At 29.5% G+C, this 1,300-nt stretch carries 2 protein-coding genes; both read right to left on the bottom strand.

Annotated features, from left to right (window positions below):
* The coding region (locus ACOI1D_RS21655) for a hypothetical protein (RefSeq protein WP_422504270.1) at nucleotides 1-344 on the bottom strand (344 nt) is incomplete at its 3' end.
* 27 nt (nucleotides 345-371) lie between these two features.
* On the bottom strand, nucleotides 372-1,300 hold a 929-nt coding region (locus ACOI1D_RS21660), incomplete at its 5' end, for a hypothetical protein (protein WP_422504272.1).

Below are 1,300 nucleotides of genomic sequence, written 5' to 3' on the forward strand. Positions count from 1 at the left end.
ATAGATAATAGCGATTTATATTTTTTCTGTTCAATCATTTTTCGAGTTACTTTATTACCTACTGTTCCAGATATTATTGCTAAACCACTTATAATAAATCCCAACATACCTATTAAACCAATGGCAGAGCTTAAAATAAGACTCCTAGAATAATTTATAAATTGGACGATATAGGTATCACTTTCAGTAATAATAAAATAGGAAAGCAATGTTAAGACTATAGAACAGACTAAAGAGAAATACACCTCAAATTTTCTTATATCAATAATATAGTTCGGCGCATTAACAAAAGCTTTTAAAGATTTATAACTGTGATTTTTCATCAATGATCCTCTTACATCCATTCTAATATCACCTTCCCCTTTTCATTATTAGTTGTTATCCGGAGGAAATTCATTATATTTTTTATTTTTCACTTTTTCTATTGTACGCTTACCTAAAAATATTGTTATACCATTTTTAGCGTGTTCTATAAAAGATTTGAAGTTGTTTTTTTGTTTTTCTGTTATTTTCGTTTGAAAAGGTGAATCTTTGTCTGAGTCATAATGAACTTCTAATCCTTTTTTAGTTTCCCCTTCTACTTCTAATTTACCATAACCTCTATGTAAATATGCTTCACCAAGATTTAAAGCAGATGATACAACATTTGATTCAATATCTAACCCTTTTTCATGCCTTTTATTTGATTCAAACAAAGTAGTCCTACGATGAATGTTTCCTTTAGCCATCAATTCAGTATCTTCATCATACAATTTTTCTAAAGCCTCTTCATTAGCATTCGGGGGGATAATCGTTGATTTTATTTTATGTACTTTATGTATCATCTTTATCCTTTCTCTAATTGGATAGTTATCGGTTTCAAGAAAAATTTCAAAACCAATGTCTGGAATATGAGCCTCTAACAGTCCTTTAAAACCCACTAAAAATTGATTAAAACCTAATTTGTTACGTTCAAAAAAAACCAGAATTTCAGTCCTAAGGTCAAAGAAGAAAAAGGTACTAACAGCATGATTTGGGTAGATAACAGTTTCTGCTTTTCTTGTTTCAGGGTCAAACTCTTCTGCTTTCATTGGGTACCTTCTCACTAGTTCTCCACTTATATAATATTCGTTTATATCTTCGATAGAATCTAAATTTGAAAAATTGTATGTTTCAACTGTTGTAATCTCTTCCTCGTCTCCAGAATCATTAACAAAGTTTTTTGTTTCCTCTTTTACATATTCAATTTCATCATTTAATGACTTAAGAATCCTAGTAATTACTTCTTCAATGCTGCCTTTTTTACTATGCATTTCATGGA

Origin of the sequence: Virgibacillus sp. DJP39 (genome assembly GCF_049310925.1) — a bacterium.
In the GTDB taxonomy this organism is placed as follows: Bacteria; Bacillota; Bacilli; order Bacillales; family Amphibacillaceae; genus Virgibacillus_F.